The sequence below is a fragment of the Rhodococcus sp. IEGM 1241 genome, from assembly GCF_033142365.1.
Classification (GTDB): domain Bacteria; phylum Actinomycetota; class Actinomycetes; order Mycobacteriales; family Mycobacteriaceae; genus Rhodococcus_F; species Rhodococcus_F erythropolis.
Genome location: NZ_JAWLSE010000001.1, coordinates 1,940,193 through 1,962,534 on the forward strand (window position 1 = coordinate 1,940,193; position 22,342 = coordinate 1,962,534).

General features: G+C 63.6%; 17 protein-coding genes. 8 read left to right on the forward strand and 9 right to left on the reverse strand.

What is annotated here, in order from left to right; genetic code table 11:
- Positions 1 to 63 precede the first annotated feature (63 nt).
- The 5 genes from R4P70_RS09370 to R4P70_RS09390 form a co-directional block, all read right to left on the reverse strand.
- Positions 64 to 3,825, reverse strand: coding sequence for a multifunctional oxoglutarate decarboxylase/oxoglutarate dehydrogenase thiamine pyrophosphate-binding subunit/dihydrolipoyllysine-residue succinyltransferase subunit (locus R4P70_RS09370; RefSeq protein WP_021344987.1), 3,762 nt, complete (start codon positions 3,823 to 3,825; stop codon positions 64 to 66).
- 175 nt (positions 3,826 to 4,000) lie between these two features.
- Positions 4,001 to 7,810 carry an ABC transporter ATP-binding protein gene (locus R4P70_RS09375; RefSeq protein ID WP_317830704.1) on the reverse strand — a complete coding sequence of 1,270 codons (3,810 nt, stop codon included), beginning with the start codon at positions 7,808 to 7,810 and terminating at the stop codon, positions 4,001 to 4,003.
- Between the two features lie 36 nt (positions 7,811 to 7,846).
- Complete coding sequence (locus R4P70_RS09380) at positions 7,847 to 8,620, reverse strand: ABC transporter permease (RefSeq protein ID WP_019749328.1); 774 nt, start codon at positions 8,618 to 8,620, stop codon at positions 7,847 to 7,849.
- The gene (locus R4P70_RS09385) at positions 8,617 to 9,618 is read right to left on the reverse strand and encodes an ABC transporter ATP-binding protein (RefSeq protein WP_020723663.1); all 1,002 of its coding nucleotides are present in this window, start codon (positions 9,616 to 9,618) and stop codon (positions 8,617 to 8,619) included. The genes R4P70_RS09380 and R4P70_RS09385 overlap by 4 nt, the downstream gene beginning before the upstream one ends.
- Positions 9,619 to 9,686: 68 nt before the next feature.
- The gene (locus tag R4P70_RS09390) at positions 9,687 to 10,436 is read right to left on the reverse strand and encodes a hypothetical protein (RefSeq protein ID WP_317830705.1); all 750 of its coding nucleotides are present in this window, start codon (positions 10,434 to 10,436) and stop codon (positions 9,687 to 9,689) included.
- A 154-nt stretch (positions 10,437 to 10,590) separates the two neighbouring features.
- Here R4P70_RS09390 and R4P70_RS09395 point away from each other — a divergent pair, with 154 nt between their 5' ends.
- Entirely contained in the window at positions 10,591 to 11,001 is a 411-nt protein-coding gene (locus R4P70_RS09395; RefSeq protein ID WP_019749325.1) for a VOC family protein, read from the forward strand.
- A gap of 12 nt (positions 11,002 to 11,013) precedes the next feature.
- Here R4P70_RS09395 and R4P70_RS09400 read toward each other — a convergent pair whose 3' ends face one another.
- Both R4P70_RS09400 and R4P70_RS09405 read right to left on the reverse strand, forming a co-directional pair.
- Complete coding sequence (locus tag R4P70_RS09400; protein WP_029255797.1) at positions 11,014 to 12,048, reverse strand: glutathione S-transferase family protein; 1,035 nt, start codon at positions 12,046 to 12,048, stop codon at positions 11,014 to 11,016.
- A 35-nt stretch (positions 12,049 to 12,083) separates the two neighbouring features.
- Entirely contained in the window at positions 12,084 to 12,773 is a 690-nt protein-coding gene (locus R4P70_RS09405; protein WP_019749323.1) for a GNAT family N-acetyltransferase, read from the reverse strand.
- 144 nt (positions 12,774 to 12,917) lie between these two features.
- Between R4P70_RS09405 and R4P70_RS09410 the strand changes: the two genes are divergently transcribed.
- Positions 12,918 to 13,541 (forward strand): PadR family transcriptional regulator, encoded by a 624-nt coding sequence (locus R4P70_RS09410; RefSeq protein WP_019749322.1) that lies wholly within the window; start codon positions 12,918 to 12,920, stop codon positions 13,539 to 13,541.
- Between the two features lie 2 nt (positions 13,542 to 13,543).
- Positions 13,544 to 15,028 carry a DHA2 family efflux MFS transporter permease subunit gene (locus R4P70_RS09415; protein WP_019749321.1) on the forward strand — a complete coding sequence of 495 codons (1,485 nt, stop codon included), beginning with the start codon at positions 13,544 to 13,546 and terminating at the stop codon, positions 15,026 to 15,028.
- Here the strand turns inward: R4P70_RS09415 and R4P70_RS09420 are convergent.
- A complete protein-coding gene (locus tag R4P70_RS09420; RefSeq protein WP_133727808.1) occupies positions 14,988 to 16,388 on the reverse strand; it encodes an FAD-binding oxidoreductase in 1,401 nt (466 codons plus the stop codon). The two genes, R4P70_RS09415 and R4P70_RS09420, sit on opposite strands and share 41 nt — an antisense overlap.
- Between R4P70_RS09420 and R4P70_RS09425 the strand changes: the two genes are divergently transcribed.
- The 4 genes from R4P70_RS09425 (at position 16,387) to R4P70_RS09440 (ending at position 20,244) form a co-directional block, all read left to right on the forward strand.
- Positions 16,387 to 17,187, forward strand: a complete 801-nt coding sequence (locus R4P70_RS09425) for an enoyl-CoA hydratase/isomerase family protein (RefSeq protein ID WP_031332045.1) — start codon at positions 16,387 to 16,389, stop codon at positions 17,185 to 17,187. The two genes, R4P70_RS09420 and R4P70_RS09425, sit on opposite strands and share 2 nt — an antisense overlap.
- A 93-nt stretch (positions 17,188 to 17,280) precedes the next feature.
- Positions 17,281 to 18,474 carry a class I adenylate-forming enzyme family protein gene (locus tag R4P70_RS09430; RefSeq protein ID WP_042952424.1) on the forward strand — a complete coding sequence of 398 codons (1,194 nt, stop codon included), beginning with the start codon at positions 17,281 to 17,283 and terminating at the stop codon, positions 18,472 to 18,474.
- Between the two features lie 35 nt (positions 18,475 to 18,509).
- Complete coding sequence (locus tag R4P70_RS09435; protein WP_019749317.1) at positions 18,510 to 19,271, forward strand: crotonase/enoyl-CoA hydratase family protein; 762 nt, start codon at positions 18,510 to 18,512, stop codon at positions 19,269 to 19,271.
- Between the two features lie 7 nt (positions 19,272 to 19,278).
- Entirely contained in the window at positions 19,279 to 20,244 is a 966-nt protein-coding gene (locus tag R4P70_RS09440; RefSeq protein WP_070797492.1) for an adenosine deaminase, read from the forward strand.
- A gap of 3 nt (positions 20,245 to 20,247) precedes the next feature.
- On the opposite strand, the gene R4P70_RS09445 is transcribed toward R4P70_RS09440, so the two are convergent.
- Positions 20,248 to 21,561 (reverse strand): D-arabinono-1,4-lactone oxidase, encoded by a 1,314-nt coding sequence (locus R4P70_RS09445; protein WP_019749315.1) that lies wholly within the window; start codon positions 21,559 to 21,561, stop codon positions 20,248 to 20,250.
- Positions 21,562 to 21,639: 78 nt separating this feature from the next.
- On the opposite strand from R4P70_RS09445, the gene R4P70_RS09450 reads away from it, so the two are divergent.
- Positions 21,640 to 22,287: a TetR/AcrR family transcriptional regulator gene (locus tag R4P70_RS09450; protein ID WP_020908434.1), complete on the forward strand. Its 648-nt coding sequence runs from the start codon at positions 21,640 to 21,642 to the stop codon at positions 22,285 to 22,287.
- Positions 22,288 to 22,342 lie beyond the last annotated feature (55 nt).

Sequence of the window (22,342 nt, forward strand, 5' to 3'; positions counted from 1 at the left end):
TGCCACTGCTTACTTGGTCGGCAGGAACGCCACTGCTCAGTTGGTCGGCAGGAACGCCACTGCTCAGTTGGTCGGCAGGAACGCCTCGTCCAAGATCTCCTGCTGCTCCACCGCGTGCACCTTGCTCGATCCCGAAGAGGGAGCGGACATCGGACGACGCGAGATGCGCTTGATGCCGGTCAAGGTCTCCGGCAGAAGATCCGGCAGAGCCAGTCCGAGGAACGGCCACGCACCCTGGTTTGCGGGCTCTTCCTGAACCCAACGGAACTGATCCGCATTCGGGTAACGGTCCAGGGTCTCCTTGAGACGACGCTTCGGCACGGGGTAGAGCTGCTCCATGCGCACGATTGCGATGTCGTCACGCTCGTCCTTGTGCTTCTTCGCCAGAAGCTCCCAGTACAGCTTGCCGCTGACCAGCAGAACCCGCTTGACCGATTCGCGGGCGCTTTCGCCGCTCTCGAATGCAGGCTCCTCGAAGACGGAACGGAACTTGCCCGTCGTGAAGTCCTCGACGTTGCTGACTGCAGCCTTGTTACGCAGCATCGACTTGGGCGTGAAGACCACCAGCGGACGGCGGATGCCGTCGAGGTGATGGCGACGCAGCAGGTGGAAGTAGCTGGCCGGAGTCGACGGAACCGCAACGGTCATCGAGCCTTCTGCACACAGCTGAAGGAAACGCTCGATGCGACCGGAGGTGTGGTCCGGACCCTGACCCTCGTGACCGTGCGGCAGGAGCAGCACGACGTCGGAGAGCTGACCCCACTTGGCCTCACCCGAAGAGATGAACTCGTCGATGATGGTCTGCGCGCCGTTGACGAAGTCACCGAACTGCGCTTCCCACAGGACCAGAGCGTCGGGGTTACCCACCGAGTAGCCGTACTCGAAGCCCAGACCTGCGTACTCGGTGAGAGCGGAGTCGTAGACCATGAACTTGCCGCCGTTTTCGGCGTCGGCAGCGATCTTGGCGATCGGGCTGTACTCGTTGCCGGTCTTGCGGTCGATGAGGACCGAGTGACGCTGCGTGAACGTTCCACGCTTGGAGTCCTGACCCGCGAGGCGGATCAAGGCACCCTGCTCGGCCAACGAGCCGAACGCGAGCAATTCTGCGAACGCCCAGTCGACATGTCCCTCACGGGCCATCTCGCGGCGCTTCTCGGCAACCGGCTTGACGCGCGGGTGAACGGTGAAGCCCTCGGGGACGTTGACGAACGCATCACCGATGCGCTCGAGGACCTCGGGAGCGACAGCCGTGGTCAGGCGAGCCGGGGGAGTCTGGTCGAGTTCGACGGACTCGGACGGTTCGGGCTGGAACTTCTCGAGTTCACGGACTTCGTTGAAGACCCGTTCGAGCTGGCCCTGGTAGTCGCGAAGTGCGTCTTCGGCTTCCTTGAGCGAGATGTCACCGCGGCCGATGAGGGACTCGGTGTAGCTCTTACGAACGCTGCGCTTGGTGTCGATGACGTCGTACATCGCCGGCTGGGTCATCGACGGATCGTCGCCCTCGTTGTGACCGCGGCGGCGGTAGCAGATGAGGTCGATGACGACGTCCTTGCCGAACTTCTCACGGAAGTCGACGGCCAGCTGAGCAACCCAGACGCACGCCTCGGGGTCGTCGCCGTTGACGTGGAAGACCGGTGCGGCGATCATCTTCGCGACGTCGGTGCAGTACTCGGACGAGCGTGAATGTTCCGGAGCGGTGGTGAAGCCGACCTGGTTGTTCACGACGATGTGTACGGTGCCGCCGGTTCGGTAGCCGCGAAGCAGCGAGAGGTTCAGCGTCTCGGCGACAACGCCCTGACCGGCGAATGCAGCGTCACCGTGCAGCATGAGCGGCAGGACGGTGAAGCCTTCTTCGCCCTTGTCGAGGATGTCCTGCTTTGCGCGGACCAGGCCTTCGAGAACCGGGTCGACGGCCTCGAGGTGAGACGGGTTGGCGGTCAAGGAGACAGCGATGTCGTTGTCACCGAACATCTGGATGTACGTTCCGCTGGCGCCCAGGTGGTACTTCACGTCGCCGGAGCCGTGAGCGGCTGCCGGGTTCATGTTGCCCTCGAACTCCGTGAAGATCTTGGAGTACGGCTTGCCGACGATGTTGGCAAGCACGTTGAGACGGCCACGGTGCGGCATTCCGATGACGACCTCGTCGAGCTGGTGCTCGGCGGCCTGGTCGATCACGGCGTCCATCATCGGGATGACGGCTTCGGCGCCTTCGAGCGAGAAGCGCTTCTGGCCGACGTACTTGGTCTGCAGGAACGTCTCGAAGGCCTCGGCGGCGTTGAGCTTGCTCAGGATGTACTTCTGCTGAGCGACCGAAGGCTTGGCGTGATGGCCCTCGACGCGGTCCTGGATCCACTGACGCTGATCCGTCTCGAGGATGTGCGTGTACTCGACGCCGACGTGGCGGCAGTACGCGTCGCGCAGCACGCTCAACACGTCGCGCAGCTTCATCTTCTCTTGGCCGTGGAAGCCGCCGACCTTGAACTCGCGGTCCAGATCCCACAACGTCAGGCCGTGGCTGATGACGTCGAGGTCGGGGTGGCTGTGGAACTTGTCCTTGACGAACTGCAACGGGTCCGTGTCGGCCATGAGGTGGCCGCGGTCACGGTATGCAGCGATCAGTTCGAGAACACGGGTGTTCTTGTCGACAGCGCCTTCCGGCACGTCCTTGCGCCAACGCACCGGCTCGTACGGGTTGCCGAGCGCGTGGAAGATCTCGTCGTAGAACTCGTCGCTGATCAGCAGGTTGTGGATCGTGCGCAGGAAATCGCCCGACTCGGCGCCCTGAATGATGCGGTGATCGTAAGTCGAGGTGAGAGTCATCAACTTGCCGACGCCCATCTCGGCCAGCTTCTCGTCGCTGGCGCCCTGGAACTCGGCGGGGTATTCCATCGCGCCGGCACCGATGATGGCGCCCTGGCCCTTCATCAGGCGAGGAACGGAGTGAACCGTGCCGATGCCGCCCGGGTTGGTCAGCGAAATGGTGACGCCGGTGAAGTCTTCGCCGGTGAGCTTGCCTTCACGGGCGCGTCGGACGATGTCCTCGTACGCCGCGTGGAACTGGACGAAGTTCATCGACTCGGTGTTCCGGATGGCGGCAACAACCAGTGAGCGGTTGCCGTCCTTGCCGGGAAGGTCGATCGCGAGTCCGAGATTGGTGTGCTCGGGGGTGACCGCGTTCGGCTTGCCGTCGATTTCGGCGAAGTGCCGGTTCATGTTGGGGAACGCGTTGACTGCCTGGACGATCGCGTAACCCAGGAGGTGGGTGAACGAGATCTTGCCGCCGCGGGTACGCGCGAGGTGGTTGTTGATGACGATGCGGTTGTCGAACATCAGCTTCGCGGGGATGGCACGCACGCTGGTTGCTGTCGGAATCTCGAGCGAGAGCGACATGTTCTTGACGACTGCTGCTGCGGCGCCGCGGAGAACCTTGGTTTCCTCGGCTCCGCCGGCGGGAGCGGGCTTCGCGGGAGCGGCCGCAGGCTTGGCTGCTGCAGGCTTGGCGGGGGCGGCCTTCGCGGCGGGCGCTGCCGTCTTCGCGGGGGCCGGTGCGGCAGCCTTGGCAGGCGGCGCAGGAGGTGCGGTCTTGGGGGCGGGAGGCGTGGCCTTGGGAGCAGCAGGCGGAGCTACAACAGCGGCGGGTGCAGCCGCGTTGCCGTTCGAGGCAGTCCCGTTTCCACCTCCCGTGTTCGCCGAGTCCGGCGAGTAATCGGTCAAGAATTCGTGCCAACTGGGATCCACGGACGACGGATCGTCCTGGAAGCGTTGGTACATCTCGTCAACCAGCCACTGGTTCTGTCCGAATTGGGATGTAGAACTGCTGCTCACGGCAGGTGTTCGCCTCGTTTCTATTTCGGTACCCGATCAGAGCGCCTATATATATGAGATTAGCCCGAGCGTGTGACGAGCAATTGTGCGGCACACAATTTGTGAGCTGTCTCACGGAAGTCCGTGATCTTGCGATCGCGCACTACCTCTCGGCGGTACAAATCCGTGCCGACTGTCACGCGACGGGGTTGCCTTCGATGACAGTTCTCGACGTCAGATTATTCCCCTCACGCGCCTGCGATGCATCCCAGAGTCCCGAGTAGTGACCACCGGCATACCGCAGAACATCGTGCGGGCCGTATTCAACGATACGTCCCCGGTCAACTACGACGACGAGGTCCGCTCGGGCAGCTGTCGCGAGGCGGTGAGCTACGACGACGGAAGTCCGTTTCCGGGTGACCGACCGACTTGCTTCGAGCACCATTCGTTCGGTCGAGGGATCGAGCGTCGCGGTCGCCTCGTCGAGGAGCAGAAGGTCCGGGTCGACCAGTTCGGCACGGGCCAATGCGATCAGTTGGCGTTGGCCTGCCGAGAGCCCCTGACCGCGCTCGCCGACGGGATGATTCATGCCTCCACGCATGTCGGCTATCGAATTCAGTGCGCCGACGGAACGCGCCGCTTCCTCGATCTCCGCGTGCGACGCCGACGGCCTCCCGTACGCGATGTTGTCGGCGACCGTGCCGGTGAACAGATGCGCCTCTTGCGGGACCACGCCGAGGCGACGTCGGTACTGCGAGAGGTGGAAGTTCCGGATGTCGGTTCCGTCCACGTCGACGGATCCGGACGTCGGGTCGTAGAAGCGGGCGAGCAACTTCACCACCGTCGACTTCCCGGCACCAGTTCTGCCGACGAGGGCAACCGTCGTGCCCGGCGGAATCTGCAGATCGAAATCGGAGAGGGCGTCGACGTCCGCACCCGAGTACCGGAACCCGACCCCGTCGAGATAAACGGCGCCGTCGAGCCGTCCGGAGATCGCGATCAGATCCTCGCTGTCGGCTGTTTCGATCGAACTCCGAGTACGCAGAAGGTCACCGATTCGTTGCAATCCGACGTTTGCCTGTTGGTAACCATCGAACACTTGTGAGAGTTGCTGAATCGGTCCGAACAGCAGGCCGAGGTAGAGCACGAACGCGATCAGTACGCCGGGTGACGTCGACCCGTTGGCGATCTGGTGCGCGCCGACGAACACCACTGCGGCCAACGCGAGGTCGGACAGGAACGAGATGAACGGGAAGTAGATCGAAATGGCTCGCTGCGACCGCATCCGCGATCGGCGGTAGCTTTCGGAGCGTTCTGCGAACCTACGCGCCGCACCTTCTTCGCGGCGGTAGGCCTGAGCCGCTCGCAGACCGGCGATGTTCTCCTGGAAGTCGGCATTGACGAGCGAGATCCGTTCGCGGGACTGGCTGTAGGCAACCGAGGAGATCTTGCGGAAGATCACGGTCGCAACCACGAGCGGTGGGATGACGGCCAGCGCCACCAGTCCGAGCGTCACGTCGGTCGCCAGGAGTGCGATCGAAATTCCGCCGACGGTCAGGACGCTCACGATCGCCGTCGACATGCCGGTTTGGATGAACGACGACAGCGCGTCGACGTCGGTGGTCATGCGCGTCATGATGCGCCCGGACAATTCACGTTCGTAGTAGTCCAGGCCCAGGCGCTGTAGGTGTGCATAGCTGCGTACGCGGAGCCCGAACAACACGCGTTCGCCGGCCCGGGCGGTGAGCACCGTCATGACCGCGACGACGACCCAGTCCGCGGCGACCAGGAGGGCGCCGAATGCCGTCGCTATCCAGAGCGTGCTGCTGTCCGCGGTCACGACTCCGTGGTCGATCGCGTATCTGACGAGGGAGGGAAATGCGATCGCCGCTGCGGAGTCCAGGGCAAGGCACACGACAACCGCCAGTAGAACCCAGCGGACCGGCGTCAAGATCTGTCGGAGTGAGAACTGTGGATTCGATTCGCGCAGGCTCTCAGGAGCGATTCCGGGGTCTTCGCGTGCGGGTGGGAGAGCGTCGACTGCTGCCCGCAGGGACGGCGTCACCGCGATTCCGCTGAGCGCTCCGGCCATCGGTCCGCCCGCACCCTGCGTCGTAGCGGCTGTGCTGTCGGCTTCGGATTCCGGTGCCTGCGGCCACAACTGCTCGGTTGTCGGCTCGCGCCGGTCACGTCCGAAAGCATCGGAGTCGACGTCGTCGAGTTCGGCCGGTAGTTCCGGCGGCGAGGAGAACAGGGCGCGAAAGAGCGGACATCGCGCTTCCAGTTCGTCCACGGTTCCGGAGTCGATGATCCGTCCGCCGTCGAGAACCGCGACCCGGTCTGCGAGCGTCAGGGTGGACCGCCGGTGAGCGAGGATGAGCGTGGTCTGGCGCCGTCTGGCCCGGAACGCGTCGAAGATCGCGGCTTCGGTAGCCGCATCGACTGCGGAGGTCGCGTCGTCGAGGACCAGGATCCGTGGGTCGACGAGCAGTGCCCTGGCAAGCGCGATGCGCTGACGCTGGCCGCCCGACAGCGTCAGACCTCGTTCACCGACAACGGTGTCGTATCCGTCCGGGAGTGCCTCGATGAACGAATCTGCCTGTGCCAGTTCTGCTGCGTCGCGGATGTCCTCGTCGGAGGCGTCCTCGCGGCCAAGTGCGATGTTGGCGGCAATGGTGTCCGAGAACAGGAAGGGCTCGTCGAAGACGAGGCTGACGGCGGCACGAAGCTGCTCACTGCGCAGTTCGCCGATGGGGAACGTCTCGCCGGCGGTATCGACTGTCACCGCACCCGAAGTCGGTGCGTAGAACCGGGGGAGAAGCAAGGACAACGCGGTCTTGCCCGACGCGGCCGGACCCACGACGGCGACGGTCTCGCCCGGTTCCATGCGGAGGTTCAGCCCGGTCAGGACGTCGCGTTCGGTGTCGAATCCGAATGCCACGTCGTCGAAGGTGACTCCGAGAGGACCGTCGGGCAGGTCCACCGGATGGTCTGGATCGGCGATGTCCGGCTGAGCGTTGATGACGTCGTAGACACGCTCTACAGCGGCGCGTGCCAGCTGCGCCATGACGATGACCGACGACAGAGTTCGGGTGACTCCGGTCATCGTCACGATGTAGGTGGCGAACGCGAGAAACGTTCCCACGGTGATCTTGTCGTGCAGTGCGAGATACCCGCCGAGAGCGATCACTCCCACCTGCCCGAGCTGGGGCAAGGCGGCCATGGTTGGCGCGAATTTCGCGTTCAACCACGCGGCGCGAAGGCGCTCGGAGTACAGCGTGCGGCTATGTTTCTCCAGCTGGTCGACGGCTCGTTGTTCCTGCCCGAATCCCTTGACGACGCGAACGCCGGTGACGGTTTCCTCGACGTGTTGGGCGAGGTCGGCGGCCCGCTGCTGCGCGGACCATGTTGCGGCGAAGAGCATCGGTCGCATCAGGAACACCACCAGCCCTACTGCTGGGATGACGGCGACAGCGACGAGAGTCAACAGCGGCGAGAGCCACGCCATGATGCCGATCGCCAGCACGAATTGCAGGAGCGCTCCCGCGGACATCGGCACCATCGCGAGTAAACCCTGGACGAGCTGCAGATCCGTGATGGACCGGGAGACCACCTGGCCTGTGCGGATCTGATCCTGCCCGCGTCCGTCGAGGCGTTGCAGCGAACCGAGCAGGGCGAGCCGCAAGTCGTGTTGAACGTCGAGCGAGAGTCGGCCGGCAAGCATCCGTCGGCCGTACTGGCACGCGAAGCGGACGATCGCGAGCAACGCGATCGCCAACGCGACGAACCCGATCACCTTGCCCGGGTTCTCCTGGCTTGCGGCGTCGAGCGCATAGCGGGTCAGGAGAGGAAACGAGATGTCGATCGCAGAGGCGATGACCGTAACGAGTAGCGCGCCGATCGCAACTCTTCGGTGCAACCAGCATGCGTGGGCCAAGCGGCGGATCCAGCCCGGAGCTCGATCCACCTCTCCAGCTACCGGACTGTCCGTGTTGATCGTGTTCATCGAGATCCACGGTAGACCCGGCCCCAGACAGCTTTTTCAGGTGATGTCGCGGGTCCTGGTCCGTAGCCAACCGAGCCCGCAGAACAGAACTACCCAAGCGGCCAGCATCATCGGGCCGCTCGGCCAGGACGCAAACGCGTCGACGTCGATCGACGGTGCCGCATTGACGATGGTGCCGATCGTGGCCGACACCGGAAGCGCAGCCCCGATCCCACCGAGATCCATCGCGAGCAGCACGGCGCGGACGATCCATTCACCGAAGACGAACCACAGGATGACCGAGAGGGCACCGGCCATCGACGAACCGGTGAGCAGGGCCACCCCGGCGCCGAGCAGTGCCCACAGCGCGCACGCCAGAATGCCTGCGGCGCAGATGGCGAAGAGATCGGTGGTGAAACTGAAGTCCCGGCCGAAGAGCAACATCGCGCCGATGCTGACTACTTCGACCGCCAGTGCGTAGCCGACGGCGAATACCGCGACGACGGCAAGTTTTGCGCCGAGAACTCCGTCGCGGCCCCGAGCTGTGAGGAACGTCGTGGTGAGAGTCTTGTAGCCGAATTCGGATCCGGCGGTGAGCGCTCCGAAGACGGCCGCGAACACCAGGACAAGCGTGTTGGAGACACCGAGGCTGACGCCGGTGGACACGACATCGACGTCGAAAGTGGTGTCGGCCGAATCGGCCACGACTTCGACGAACGTCCGAGTCGAGGCAGCAATCAGCACGGCCACGACGACCGGTGCGATGGCCAGTGCCCACCAGTAGCGCAGGGTGAGAACTTTGAGTGTCTCCGCGCGCACGAGCGTGGTCATCTGTGTCCTCCGGAAGGTCCGTATGCGGCAGGGCCGTAATAGCCCGGTCCGGAACCGGGACCGGGTGGGCGGTGGTATCCGACCTGGGGAACCGCGTACTGCGGTGTTGTCATCGCGAGGAACAGTTGCTCGAGATCTGCGCCTTCGGTCGCGACACCGAAGATCGTGACACCGGCGGCGGATGCCACCGGTGGGAGCACCGACGTGTCGGTGCCGCCCACGGCGAGCCGTCCGTCCTGCGTGATCTGGGCGTCGATGATTCCGCGAGCGGCCAATGCCGTGGCGAGGAGCGCTGGGTTGGAACACGAGACGAGCAGTCGACTGCGCTGGGAGCGACGAAGTTCGTCCATGGTCCCTTGGTAGACGAGTGAGCCGGCGCTGACGATGACCACGCTGTCGACGGTCGCTTCCACTTCACGAAGCGCGTGGCTCGAGATCAGAACCGTTCGGCCGGAACCGGCGAAGGTCTGCAGGAACTGACGTAGCCACGCCATGCCTTCGGGGTCGAGTCCGTTCGCGGGTTCGTCGAGGACGAGGATCTCGGGATCACCGAGCATCGCGGTGGCAAGGATCAGGCGTTGGCGCATCCCGAGTGAGAAGGTGCCGGTCTTGTGGGCTCCGACCGAACTCAGACCGACCATGTCCAGAACCTGCGCCGCGCGCTGAGTCGGCATGCCGATAGCGGCCGCGTAGATCTCGAGGTGTCCGAGCGCCGTTCGTTTCGGATGGAGACTGCCGACGTCGAGTACTGCGCCGACCGTCCGGGCCGGGTTGGGCAGCAAACGCATCGGGGTGCCGTTGATCGTGGCCGATCCCGACGTCGGTGACACCAGTCCGAGGAGCATCCGCAACGTGGTCGTCTTGCCCGAACCGTTCGGGCCGAGAAACCCGGTGATCGAGCCCGCCTGAACGTCGAAGCTCAGGTCGTTGACCGCGCGCGCCGCCTTGAACGTCTTCGTCAACCCACGAATCTCGATGGGGGCAGAGAAGGATCCCATTGCGGTGTTCGTCAATGCTGCTCCCGGGTCGGCGGCGAATACGTGATGCGAGCCTACGGCCCGGACGGCTATCTGCGGATGGCCCGGCGTGTCTGCGTCTGGGGAAGCACTGCGGCATCGTCGGCAGGCATCACGATCAGGTGACCGGTCCACCTGGCCGGTGCGGGTCCAAAGGCTTCGCGCGCATTCTTGACGACGCCCTTGCCGATGGCTCGGTTACCCGCACCGCCGATGACCGCACCGATTCCGGCGGGAACGAGCTTGCCGAGGATCAGTGCGCTGCGCTTGGCGGCGTATTTGGTCACGAATTTCCGCACGAGGGTGCTGTTCATTCCCCTCATCGTGGGTCCGGGAATCTTGCTCGTGATTGCCGTTCCCCAGTTCTTGGCCGTGATCCCGGTGGCCTTCTGGACGATCTCCATGCCGGATTCGCCGAGTGCGACTGCCAGTACCAGGGCACGTCGTTGCTGATGATCCTGCACGGAGATTCCGTGGACAGACGCTATTGCCAATGTGAGCAGCGCCGACGCTTCGAGGAAGAAAGCCGATTCCGCACCGACTGCAGCGATGGACGCGACCGTTCCGACGCCCGGCACCGCGGCCGTGGCGCCGACGGCACTGCCGCTTCCGGTCACGGCGAGAATGAACATCTTCTCCATCCGCTCGACGATCTGAGCAGGTGACTCGTCGGGGTGCGCCTTACGGACGTGGTTGACGTATTTGGCCACTGCGGGCGCTTGCAGGCGGCTTCCGTTGTCGAGAACGGAAACGAGGACCTTCTCGATACGCCCGCTGTCGTTGTTCGTCGACTTGCTCATTGCTGCCCCTCCACAGTTGTCCTCCTCTGAAGCGAGGTGGACCGTATCTCGAGAATAGGTGAAGTTTTCGGTAGCGGCGGTGATCGCAGGGGCCATAGGCTCGTACGAGACTCGGTTTTCTTCGTGAGTTTTCCCAGGCAGGAGTTCGAGTGTTATGACCGCCACTTCGGAATCTCGTTCGACGACCATCTGGCCGACACTGCGCTACCTCGACGCCCGGGCTGCAATCCACTTTCTGGTGAGCACCTTCGGTTTCGTGGAGAAGGTCGTCTACGGCGAGGGAGACGTGGTGGACCACGCCCAACTCGACTGGCCGGGCGGTGGCGGCATCATGCTGGGTTCGCCGCGCACCGATTCGGCGATCGCCGGCCTGCCGCCTGGAATCGGTTCGGTGTACATCGTCGTGGACGACGCGGACGCAGCTGATGCACTCCACGAACGCGCTGTCGCGGCGGGCGCCACGATCACGCAGGGATTGCGCGACGAGGACTACGGTTCGCGGGGGTTCACCTGCCGTGATCCCGAAGGTGTGTACTGGAGTTTCGGCACCTACGCAGGGGAGTAGCCCCGCCGCGACCTACCTGGTGGCCCAGTGCTCTGCTGGAACCACTTCCGACGGGATGGGCGGGTGAGGCGGTGTGCCGTCCCCGAACGGTCGGCCACCCAACTGTTCGCGGCCGTGCGGTTCGAGCCAGTGCGTCAATTCCGGTCCCTTGGGCACGATTCCGGAGGGATTGATCTCGGAATGCACGATGTAGTAGTGCGCTTTGATCTGTGTGAAGTCGATGGTGTCGCCGAATCCGGGAGTCTGGAACAGATCGCGCGCGTAGTCCCACAGCACCGGCATCTCGCTGAGTTTGCTTCTGTTGCACTTGAAGTGGCCGTGATAGACGGGATCGAATCGCGCCAGCGTGGTGAACAGGCGCACATCGGCCTCGGTGATGGTGTCTCCCACCAGGAAGCGTTGCCGGGCAAGACGTTCGGTGAGCCAGTCGAGGCGGGCGAACAGCGTGTCGTATGCCTCGTCGTACGCCTGCTGTGAACCGGCGAAACCGCAGCGGTAGACGCCGTTGTTGACGTCGCGGAACACGTACTCGGCCACTTCGTCGATTTCGTTTCGCAGAGGCTCCGGGTACAGATCCGGTGCGCCTTCGCGGTGGTACTTCTTCCATTGCGTCGAGAAGTCGAGGGTGATCTGTGGGTAGTCGTTCGTGACCACCTTGCCCGTCGCGATCTCCACCATGGCGGGCACCGTGATTCCCCTGGGGTATTCGGGATCTCGGGCGAAGTACGCGTCCTGTAGTCGCGGGATCTTCAGTACGGGATCGACGCCGCCCGGGTCGAGATCGAAAGTCCAGCTTCGCTTGTCGTGAACCGGACCGCAGATGCCCATCGACAGTACGTCTTCGAGGCCGAGCAGACGGCGGACGATGATGGCGCGGTTTGCCCACGGGCAGGCACGTGCCACGATCAACCGGTATCGCCCCGGTTCGACGGGGTAACCGTCGCGACCGTCCTCGGTGATCCGGGTCGGGATGTAGTTGGTGTCGCGTTTGAATTCACGACCCTCTTCGACGAATGTCGGTTCGCTCGCGCCGTCTTCCGTACTCATCTGCGGTCCCTCTCGTTCGAGTGTCATTTCGAGTGTCAACTGGGCAGGTGCACGTGTACCCGAGCGTATGCCCCCAGAACGTCGAATTTGGCTTTACGTGGAAGCGTCGCGGCGATCGCGCTGCCGCGACTCGTGCGTAGCTGCGGGATCAACCCGGAATCGAGAGCGTCCTCCGCGGCGAGAAGCGTTACTGCACAGCCGATTCCGTGACGGCGATGCGCAGGAGCAGTCAGGGTCGTGAGATCTGCCACGAATCCCTGAAATTCGGAGTATGCCGCGCATCCGAGCACCTCGGTGGAATCGGTGACGGCGGTGAACCACCGCGTCCGGTTCTCGAGGTCGGCCGTGGTGCTGTCGTCGGGTGGGCACAGCGCAGCGACGGCGAGGGCGTCGTCGACCTCGTGGGAAATCAGCAGTTGCTCGTCGGGTGGCGCGTCCGTGTAGTCGCCGAGGAAAGCGAGATCGACGGGACCGGTGATTCGCCCGCCGTGATCGCCGGCGATCTCGAGGAGACGTGTCGGTTGCAGTAGTGCGTCGACGGAGATGCCCTCTGTGCGCTCGATGAACCACTGTGGCCCGACGATCGCACCGGAGCCTGCCAGATCGAGAACGTGGATGTCGTCGCCGACGACCCGGGCCGTGTGCGCCGGACGCAGTGCCGAGTCGCCGAGTCCCAGCTCACGCGCCCAGGCAAGTCGGATGATGTCGAGGTGATGATCGTCCACTCGCTACAGGCTAGTCCGATTCGAACGGGTTGATCGAGACGGACAGAGGTCGTATATTCCATGTGGACTATTTCGGGTGGAATAGTCAAGAAATGGTCAATTGCGGCTCGTCAGTCAACTACGGCTTGTCAGGGAGGGGGACTCATGGGTGACGTGTCACTGACGCCTTTGGGAATCACCGTGCTGGGCCTGCTGTCCGAGCGTTCGATGCACCCGTACGAGATGTACCAACTCGCCTCGGTGCGGCGGGGCGATCAGCTGGTGAAAATCAAGCCGGGATCGCTCTATCACACGGTTTCCCGGTTGGAGAAGCAGGAACTTCTGGCTTCGATCGGGACCGATCGTGAGGGCAACCGCCCGGAGCGGACGACCTACGAGATCACTGCCCGCGGCCGTGATGCCCTCGAACATCAACTACGCGAGATGTTGGCGGTTCCGGTGCGGGAGTATCCGCGGTTGCCACTCGCGCTTGCCGAGATGCACAACCTCTCCGCATCGACTGCGTGTCAGATGCTTCGGATCCGTCTCGCGCACCTCGACAAGACGATTGCGAAATTCGAGGTGGACTACGAAGCGGTGAAGGCCGCGGAGAAACCACGAATCTTCACGGTGGGCGCGGACTACGCCCACGCACTGACCGTCGCCGAAAGAGAGTGGATCGGCGCGTTGGTGACAGACATCGAGAGCGGCGAAATGCCCTGGCTCTCACAAGAACTTCTCGACCGGCTGGCCGGCTCCGCAGGCTCGTCCGCACTACCTAAGGACTGAAGATGGAAAAGCAGGTCAATCCCTGGCACGCGCTGTGGGCGCTGTGTATCGGGTTCTTCATGATTCTGGTGGACAGCACCATCGTCGCTGTCGCCAACCCCGCGATCATGGAGGACCTCGGCACCGACATCAACAAGGTCGTCTGGGTCACCAGCGCGTACCTGCTGGCGTACGCGGTGCCGCTGCTCGTCACCGGCCGACTCGGTGACAGGTTCGGTCCGAAGAACCTGTACATGATCGGCCTCGTACTGTTCACCGGCGCATCACTGTGGTGCGGTCTGTCCGGCAGCGTCGAGATGCTCATCGTCGCAAGGGCTTTCCAGGGCCTGGGCGCTGCAATGATGACGCCTCAGACGATGGCCGTCATCACACGCACGTTCGCGCCGAACAAGCGTGGCGCCGCAATGGGTCTGTGGGGCGCCGTTGCCGGTGTTGCCACCCTGGTGGGTCCGCTTGCCGGTGGCGTCCTGGTGGACAATCTCGGCTGGGAATGGATCTTCATCGTCAACGTCCCGGTTGGTGTCATCGCCTTCCTGCTCGCGTGGAAGCTCGTTCCGTCGTTGCCGACCAGCGAGCACAAGTTCGACATCCCCGGCGTGATTCTCAGTGCCGCAGGCATGTTCCTTCTGGTGTTCGGAATCCAGGAAGGCAGTTCGTACGACTGGAACGGATTCGTCTGGAGCCTGATCGGCGCCGGTGTGGTGTTGCTCGCGGTGTTCGTGTTCTACCAGTCGCGCAACAAGAACGAACCCTTGCTTCCCTTGGAGCTCTTCAAGGATCGCAACTTCTCACTCGCCAATGTCGCCATCACCGCGATGGGCTTTGCGATCACGTCGATGGTCCTTCCGCTGATGTTCTACACACAGGCAGTTCGTGGCCTCTCCCCGACGCAGTCGGCGTTGCTGCTCGTTCCGATGGCAGTGCTGACCGGTATCTTCGCCCCGATCATCGGCAAGCTCGTCGACAAGACACATCCGCGCTACATCGCCGGCACCGGCTTCCTGCTGTTCGCCGTCGCCTTGGGTTGGCTGGCACTGGTGATGTCTCCCGACGTCGCGATCTGGGAACTGCTCCTGCCGATCGGCCTGATCGGCTTCGCCAACGCGTGCATCTGGTCTCCGCTCGCGGCCACCGCCACACACAACCTGCCTCCGATGCAGGCGGGCGCGGGCGCCGGCGTCTACAACACCACCCGGCAGGTGGGTGCAGTTCTCGGCAGCGCTGCGATCGGCGCTCTGATCACTGCACGATTGGCGGCTCAGGGACTGACCGGCGGCAGTTCGGAAGCCGGCGTGGGTCACCTCCCCGAGTTCGTCCGTGAACCGTTCAGCACGGCGATGTCGGAGTCGATCTGGCTACCTGCGGGTGTGCTGCTCATCGGTTTCGTCGCGTCGGTGTGCTTCGCCCGGCCTTTACGCGGGGACGCGCACGACGACGCGATGGCCGTCAGTGCCGAAGCGCGTCGGGAAACATCACTGCGCGATTGAGATAGTCGCTCGGGTCAAGGGCTCGCTTGATCGCCCACATCGTGGCTATGTCCTGCGCCGAGAGGGCCAGGTCCAGATAGTTGCGTTTGAGCGAGCCCACCCCGTGCTCGGAACTGACGTTTCCGCCGTGATCGCGAACCAGCTCGAGGACACTGCGATACACGGTGTCGGCGTTCGGACAGTTCAGGACGTTGAGGTGGATGTTTCCCTCGGCGACGTGTCCGAACAGGATCGGAATTGCCTCGGGCGCTCGGCTCGCGATCACCGCCGTTGCGTCCTCGGTGAAGGTGGCAAGCGAGTCCAGCGGTAGCGCCGCGTCGAATTTCAGTGGGGGACCGAACAATCCGACCACCTCGGCGAAGCATTCGCGTGCCGCCCACAAGCGCGTCGAGCCGGGGGCGTCGACCGCCACGGCCGGGGTCTGCGGTGGGCCGATGCGTTCGAGCAGCTCGGCCAGGTCTTCCAGCGGATCGTGGGCCGCGGACACCTCGGCGAGGAGGTACCACGGTCGCCCTGTCGGAACCGCGGCTTTCAAATGGCGTGCGGCCAGTTCGAGACCGCGCCCGTCCAACAATTCGAGTGCGTCGACGCCGTCGAGAGCGCGCAAGACTCGCCCCGCCTCGACGACGTCTTCGAGTGTGTCGAAACCGGTCAGCGACGTGACGCGGTAGGTCGGTATCTTCCGCAATTTCAGGTCGACGGAAGTGACCACACCAAGAGTTCCTTCGCTACCGACCCACAGCGCGGGCAGGTTGTATCCGGAGTTGTCCGACAGCACTTTCGGGGACCGGCGCACCGTTGTTCCGTCGGGGAGTACCACCTCGAGTCCGAGCACCTGTTCGGCCATGTTCCCGTATCGAACCGTGTGCAGGCCACCGGCATTGGTGGACACCATGCCGCCGATCGTCGCAGTGTCCCGCGAGGCTATGTCGACACCGAACTTCAAACCGGCGGCGGCCGCCGCGGAATGTACCTGCGCGAGTGTCACTCCCGCCCCGACGGTGATCCGCCCGGCGGCAAGATCGACGTCGCCGATCGCCGCGAGGCGTTCGGTGGAGAGCAGGACGTCGTCGTGTTCTGGCACCGTGCCGGCGACCAGGCCCGTTCGCCCGCCCTGAACGGTGACCGGTACACCGCGGGAGCGGCACACGTTCAGCAGTGCAGCGATTTCGGCTGTATCGGCCGGTCGGACCAGGGCGCAGGCACGGCCCGCGTACCGGCCTGTCTGGTCGGTCGAACGGGTCGTCAACACGTCGGCGTCGGTGACGACGAACCGGTGTCCCACAACGTCCGCGAGCGCATTTCTCAGACCGTCCACCCGACGATCGTAGGCCGGTTCGATGTGGCAGTGTGGCGGCATGACTGCTCCCGAATCGCATCCCACCCGTCTCGAGCGCTTCACCACCGATGGTGGTGCCGAGGTGGCTGTCCTGACGTTCGCACACGGACCACTCAATCTGTTCGATCAGGCCATGTTCGACGCGGTCATCGCCGATGTTGCGACGCTGACCGAAAACCCACCGCGCGCGGTGCTTCTGCGCGCCGAGGGCAAGGTCAACTCGGCCGGCGTCGACGTCCACGTGTTCGACGGCCTCGACCCGGAGCAGGGCGCGGAGTTGTGGCGCCAACTGTTCGCCCAGATCTGCCATCCGCTCGAGGCATTGCCGTGCCCGGTGATCTATGCGGCGCACGGGTTGACGCTGACTGCTGCATTCGAGATCTCCTTGGCCTGCGACATCATCCTCGCGGCGCCCAAGGCGAAGTTCGGACTGGTCGAGACAGTGGTCGGTCTGACGCCGTCCATGGGTGGACCGCAGCGTTTGGCCGAGCGTGCCGGTTCCGGACGGGCTCGGGAGTTGGTCATGACCGGCGATCTCTACGACGCCGTAACCCTGCACTCGTGGGGCGTCGTCAATGCAGTACACGACGATGTCGATGCTGCGGCGCGTGCCCTGGCGACCAGGCTGGCGGACGGACCCACGCGAGCCCACGACGCCACCAAGCAGATCGTCGCGGCCTGGCGTTCCGGCGGGATCGCTCACGCGGATTCGGTGACGCCCGGGGTGTCCGGTGCGCTGTTCGCCACCGATGACCTACGCGGCGCTGTCCGCAGTTTCCTCGACGTCGGACCGGGCAAAGCGGTCTACTCCGGAAAGTAAGTTTGCGACGATTATCGCCAGAGACCTCCACGAACTGTGATCCACGTCATATAGTCGAATGGCCGGGGGGTTGTCAGTGACGTGGAGGTATCGATGCGGTCGACGCTTGTGGAATACCCGTGTTCGAATCAGCTCCTCGCCGACGCCCGCGTCACCCGCGCCGGTGACGGGGTGCTTCGGTACAGCCAACTGGACCCGTCGTTGTCCGAACTACTGGACATCGCCGTCCATCGGTTCTCCTCACGCGTCGCGGTCGAGGAGGTCGACGGCGAGCAGGTCACCTTCGCGGAGCTGTGGGCCGAGGCGTCGCGGGTCGCGGGAGGGCTGAAGTCGCGGGGCGTCGAGATCGGTGACCGTGTGGCCATTCGTGTCGCCGCTGGGGTGAGGTGGATGGAGGCGTGCCTCGGCGTCATCCTCGCCGGCGGTGTTCCGGTCTCCGTCGGTGTGCACTTGAGTGATGACGCGGCGGACTTCGTCATCGCGGACAGTGGCTCGGTGTTGGTGCTCGACGGGGAACTCCCGCACGGTGTTCCGTTCATCGACGACGGCGCCGCCCCGGACGAGATGGCGATCCTCGCGTACACCGCGGATTCTTCGGGCGAGATGCTTGGCGTCGAGTTGAGCAACGAGAACGTGCTTTCTGCCATCGTCGGAATTCTGCACTCGCGTGACTACGGCGTCGAAGGTGTGCGGAATCTGCTGGTGGACAACGACTTCAAGTCGGTGCGGCAGTTCGTGCACGTGCTCGCGACGTTGGTGGTCGGTGGAACGGTGGTCCTCGCCGGGGACTTCTGGCGTGAGAGTGTGCATACTGTCGACATCGTGACCGGGCGGCCCGAGGACTTGCTCGAGCCACGGTTGCTCACGCTCGGGCCGGCGGCGCGTTCCGGTTCGAGGTCGGTGCAGTGGATCGATTGCAGCGGGTCGCCGATCACGGCCGAACAGGAATCCAAGCTGCTGACCCTGTTCCCGGCTGCTCGGCATGTGATCGGGTGGGGTAAAACCGAAACCTGTGGGGCTGGTCTCATTCTGCCAACCGAGTCGGCGCCCACCCACCTCGGAAGCGTCGGAATCGCTTTCGGTGGAATGGAAGTGGCGTTGTACGGCCCGGATGCTCCAGGTGGTTTCGGTGAGTTGCTGTGCCGTGGACCGAGTGTCACGCGTCGGTATTGGAACTCGCCGCAAGCGACCTCGACGAGGTTCACCCAGGGGTGGTTCTGCACTCACGACACCGCGCAGATCGACCCCGATGGCTTCGTCCGTATTGTCGAACGCAACGTCGCGTAGTCACGCGAGCGTGGTCGACAAACGAGAGGGACATCATGGCGGACGAGGTTCTCACCGAGCGGCGCGGGCGGACACTGATCATCACCATCAACCGGCCCGAGGCGCGTAACGCCATCAACTCGGCGGTCAGTCACGCGTTGGCCGCCGCGGTCGAAGAGCTCGATGCGGACGACGATCTGTCCTTGGCCGTGCTGACAGGAGCCGGCGGAAACTTCTGTGCCGGTATGGATCTGAAGGCATTCGTGGCCGGCGAGAACGTCCTCGTGCCGGGACGCGGTCTCGGATTCACGGAAGGGCCACCGCGTAAGCCGATCATTTCGGCGGTCGAGGGCTTCGCGTTGGCAGGCGGCACGGAACTCGTGCTTGCCACCGACCTGGTGGTGGCGTCGTCCGAAGCGAAGTTCGGTATCCCGGAGGTCAAGCGAGGACTGGTTGCAGGTGGCGGCGGATTGTTGCGCCTGCCCAAGCGGATTCCGTACCAGAAGGCTCTGGAACTGGCGCTGACCGGCGACAGTTTCACCGCCGAGGAGGCATACCGCTACGGCTTCGTGAACACGTTGACCGAACCGGGCAAGGCGCTCGACGGCGCACTGGAGCTGGCTGATCGAATCACCCGCAACGGACCGCTCGCGGTAGCGGTCACCAAGGAGATCATCGTCAAGGCCGGCGGTTGGTCCGACGACGAAGCTTTCGCGAAGCAGTTGCAGGTCATGGCGCCGGTATTCGCATCCGAAGATGCACGCGAGGGCGCGACGGCGTTCGCCGAGAAGCGCGCCCCGGTCTGGAAGGGGCGGTAACACCGACATGGCTACACCTGTCGCAGAACTGCACATGCACATAGAGGGTTCTCTGGAGCCCGAACAGATTTACCGACTTGCCGAGCGCAATCGAATGGATCTGCCGTACAAGGACATCGACGATCTGAAGTCGAGGTACGAGTTCACCGACTTGCAGTCGTTCCTCGATCTCTACTTCGCCAACATGGCCGTCCTGCGCACCGCGGAGGATTTTGCCGACCTGACGCGAGCGTACTTCCGCCGGGCGGCTGCGGCCGGCGTCGCGCATGCCGAGTTCTTCTTCAATCCACAGGCGCACGTAGTCCGTGGTGTTCCGCTGACCGAGGTCCTGGACGGGATCATGGATGCGGTGGCATCGAGCGAGCGCGAGTTCGGGCTCAGCAGCGCGGCAATCGCCGCCATCCTCCGAGATCAGCCCGTCAAGGACGCCGAGGAGATCTTCTCCGAGATAATTCGCCTGCAGGCTCCGATCGTCGGGCTCGGACTCGACTCCGCAGAGGTAGGCAACCCGCCGTCACTGTTCGAGGACGTGTTCGCCCGCGCGCGTGCCGAGGGTTTGCACGTTGTCGCTCACGCCGGTGAAGAGGGACCGCCCGAGTACATCTGGCAGGCGCTCGACATTCTCGGCGCCGAGCGGATCGACCACGGAGTCCGAGCACTCGAGGATCCTGCCCTGATCGAGCGTCTGGTCGAGGAGGAGATTCCACTGACGGTCTGTCCATTGTCGAACGTTCGTCTGCGGGTGTTCGATTCGCTGTCGGATCATCCGCTTCGATCGATGCTGGAGATGGGTTTGATCGTCACGGTCAACTCCGACGACCCGGCCTACTTCGGGGGATACGTCGACGACAATTTCACCGAACTGGGCCGAGCCTTGGGTCTGACCGAGGCCGAGCGAGACACCCTCGCCCGGAACTCGATCAAAGCCTCGTTTGCGAGCGATGCACGAAAAGCGGAACTGCTGCGGCGCTGACCGTCAGTCGCCGAGTACCTGACGCAAGTATTCGTTGTCGAACACACGATTCGCGTCGTACTTGTCTCTCACGGCGACAAAGTCGTCGAGTCGGTCGTACGTAGGACGCAGGTCGTCGACGGTCCGGTTGTGCATTTTTCCCCAATGCGGCCGGCCGTCGACGGCGCGGGCGATGGCTTCCACTGCGGCGAAGTATTCGGTTTCGGGTCGTCGGTGGTACTGGTGTACGGCGATGTATGCGGTGTCGCGTCCGTGAGCAGTCGAGAGCCAGAGGTCGTCGGCGGCAGCAAAACGTACTTCGACGGGGAACGCGACGTTAGTTCCGGACTTCTTCATCCAGCGGTCGATTTCGTGGAGTGTCTCGGTGACGTGTTCGCGGGGGATCGCGTATTCCATCTCCTTGAACTTCACCCGTCGCGAAGACGCGAATACTCGGTAGCTGCGATCGGTGAACTCCCGGGCGCCGAGCAATCGAGACGACACGTTGTTGATTCTCGGGATCGCGGCCGGTGCCAGGGTGGCAACGCGGTTGACACCTTCGAAGAGTGTGTTCGAGAGGAGTTCGTCGTCGACGAACGCGCGAACCTTGCCCACTGGATCGGGTTCGGTATCTCCGGGCAGTCGCGTATTGCTCTTCGTCAGGACACGGTCGGTGTGCGGAAACCAGTAGAACTCGAAGTGGTCCAAGCCCAGACGATCGCTCTCGAGGGTGTCCAGTATGTGAGACAGCGTGTCGGGTTCCTCGATTGCGCGAAGTGTGAATCGCGGGACGCAGGCGAGAGTGATCTTCGAAATGATGCCGATTGCGCCCAATCCGAGGCGGCCCGCTTCGAACAATTCGACGTTTTCGTCGGCGCTTGCGGTAACGACAGATCCGTCGGCGAGAACGATCTCGATTCCGCGAATCTGTGTGGCGATACCGCCGAATCGTGCGCCGGTGCCGTGCGTGCCGGTGGACGTCGCGCCGGCCAGTGACTGGACGTCGATGTCACCGAGATTGGCCATCGCATATCCGCGTTGCCACAAGGCGTCGTTGAGAGCATGAAGGCGAGTGCCTGCAAAAACAGTGACCAGCGCACCGTCGTCGGTCGGCGTGATCGAATCGATTCCGCTCAAGTTGTCCAGGCTGACGAGGACACCGTCGGTGACCGCGACACCGGTGAACGAATGGCCGGCGCCGACGGCCTTCACACGTTGGCCGCGCGCCGCGGCCTCGGCGACCAACGACGAAAGTTCACGGGTATTTGTCGGCGTCGCAAAGCGACGCGGCGCGGCACTTTGAGTGCCCGCCCAGTTCTGCCAAGTGTCCGAAGCCATTACGCAATAATGTACTTGGACGGTCGTCCAGGCAAGTATTGCGCGAAGATTTTGTCATTTGCGTTCTACGATCATTGGATGCTGAACAGGCTTCCGGCGGACGAACGCCGCACACAATTGGTCGAGTCCGCTTTGTCTATTGCGGAACAGCGCGGTGTCAGTTCTGTGACGGTAAGGGCGGTGGCAGAGGAGGCCGGCGTATCGCTCGGCGTCGTTCATTACTGCTTCGAGAGCAAGGAAGCGCTGATCGCGGCAATGGGTGAAACGCTCATTCTGCAGCTCAGTGCGTCGATGCAGTATGCGTTCGCGCAGGTCCGCCATGCGCCGGATCTCAGTGGTGTGCAGGGGCTCAGGGAATTGCTGCATATCGGCCTGACCGGAATGTGGCCGACCATCGAAGCAACTCCGGATCGCCAGTTGTTGACCTACGAAATCACCGCGCAGGCACTGCGTAGTCGCAATCTCGGAGCCGAACGTGCTGGGGCAGTTGCATTTGAGCAGTACCGAATCATGGATGAGCTCGCGGTGTCGTTTCTCGAAGAGTGCGCCAAGATATCGGGCACGGTGTGGACGGAGCCGTTGAGTTCGATTGCGCGACTGAGTCTTGCAATGATCGACGGCCTTGTTCTGCGATGGCTGGTCGATCGTGACTCCGACGCGACTATTGCCGAGTTCGGAGAAATGGTTCAGGTAATCGCCAATAAAGCAGTGGTCGCGCCTCAGTAGAACCGCCATCCTGGACATACGTCCAGGATTGGTGATTGACTGGTCGCACGCCGCG

Bases quoted from the DNA above. Each gene is read 5' to 3' on its own strand.
- R4P70_RS09375 (WP_317830704.1), bottom strand. From the start codon at position 7,810: ATGAACACGATCAACACGGACAGTCCGGTAGCTGGAGAGGTGGATCGA.
- R4P70_RS09380 (WP_019749328.1), bottom strand. From the start codon at position 8,620: ATGACCACGCTCGTGCGCGCGGAGACACTCAAAGTTCTCACCCTGCGC.
- R4P70_RS09385 (WP_020723663.1), bottom strand. From the start codon at position 9,618: ATGGGATCCTTCTCTGCCCCCATCGAGATTCGTGGGTTGACGAAGACG.
- R4P70_RS09390 (WP_317830705.1), bottom strand. From the start codon at position 10,436: ATGAGCAAGTCGACGAACAACGACAGCGGGCGTATCGAGAAGGTCCTC.
- R4P70_RS09395 (WP_019749325.1), top strand. From the start codon at position 10,591: ATGACCGCCACTTCGGAATCTCGTTCGACGACCATCTGGCCGACACTG.
- R4P70_RS09400 (WP_029255797.1), bottom strand. From the start codon at position 12,048: ATGAGTACGGAAGACGGCGCGAGCGAACCGACATTCGTCGAAGAGGGT.
- R4P70_RS09410 (WP_019749322.1), top strand. From the start codon at position 12,918: ATGGGTGACGTGTCACTGACGCCTTTGGGAATCACCGTGCTGGGCCTG.
- R4P70_RS09415 (WP_019749321.1), top strand. From the start codon at position 13,544: ATGGAAAAGCAGGTCAATCCCTGGCACGCGCTGTGGGCGCTGTGTATC.
- R4P70_RS09425 (WP_031332045.1), top strand. From the start codon at position 16,387: ATGACTGCTCCCGAATCGCATCCCACCCGTCTCGAGCGCTTCACCACC.
- R4P70_RS09420 (WP_133727808.1), bottom strand. From the start codon at position 16,388: ATGCCGCCACACTGCCACATCGAACCGGCCTACGATCGTCGGGTGGAC.
- R4P70_RS09430 (WP_042952424.1), top strand. From the start codon at position 17,281: ATGCGGTCGACGCTTGTGGAATACCCGTGTTCGAATCAGCTCCTCGCC.
- R4P70_RS09435 (WP_019749317.1), top strand. From the start codon at position 18,510: ATGGCGGACGAGGTTCTCACCGAGCGGCGCGGGCGGACACTGATCATC.
- R4P70_RS09440 (WP_070797492.1), top strand. From the start codon at position 19,279: ATGGCTACACCTGTCGCAGAACTGCACATGCACATAGAGGGTTCTCTG.
- R4P70_RS09445 (WP_019749315.1), bottom strand. From the start codon at position 21,561: ATGGCTTCGGACACTTGGCAGAACTGGGCGGGCACTCAAAGTGCCGCG.
- R4P70_RS09450 (WP_020908434.1), top strand. From the start codon at position 21,640: ATGCTGAACAGGCTTCCGGCGGACGAACGCCGCACACAATTGGTCGAG.